Origin of the sequence: Agrobacterium sp. ST15.16.055, assembly GCF_027956555.1 — a bacterium.
GTDB classification, from domain to species: Bacteria; Pseudomonadota; Alphaproteobacteria; order Rhizobiales; family Rhizobiaceae; genus Agrobacterium; species Agrobacterium salinitolerans.
Genome location: NZ_JAQKGN010000042.1, coordinates 1 through 356, shown reverse-complemented (window position 1 = coordinate 356; position 356 = coordinate 1). Strand labels below are relative to the sequence as shown.

The window sequence follows — 356 nt, the reverse complement described above, 5'->3', positions numbered from 1 at the left end:
TTGGTTGCGGGGGCAGGATTTGAACCTGCGGCCTTCAGGTTATGAGCCTGACGAGCTACCGGGCTGCTCCACCCCGCGTTACCAGCGTAAATCCCTATGGGATTTATCGCGACAGCATCACAGGGACGCTGTGATGCATACTGCTGGAGTAAATTGCGGAGCAATTTATCTCCTTTAAGGGGCGCACATGATTTTGTACGCCATTTTTATTGCCTTTAAATCTTTGCCCTGAATGACAAAAGGCCGCATGTAGCGGCCCTTTTTGTCGGCTGGGCCGAAGAGTGTGATTGAGAAGATTTTGAGTTGCGTTTTGCAGACCTGGCAGCGACCTACTCTCCCGCGTCTTGAGACGAAGT

At 51.7% G+C, this 356-nt stretch carries 1 protein-coding gene and 1 tRNA gene; both read right to left on the bottom strand.

Annotation, left to right across the window (positions count from 1 at the left end):
* Position 1: 1 nt before the first annotated feature.
* A tRNA-Met gene (locus tag PL599_RS22775) sits at positions 2–78 on the bottom strand.
* Positions 79–174: 96 nt separating this feature from the next.
* The coding region (locus PL599_RS22770; RefSeq protein WP_271359734.1) for a hypothetical protein at positions 175–356 on the bottom strand (182 nt) is incomplete at its 5' end.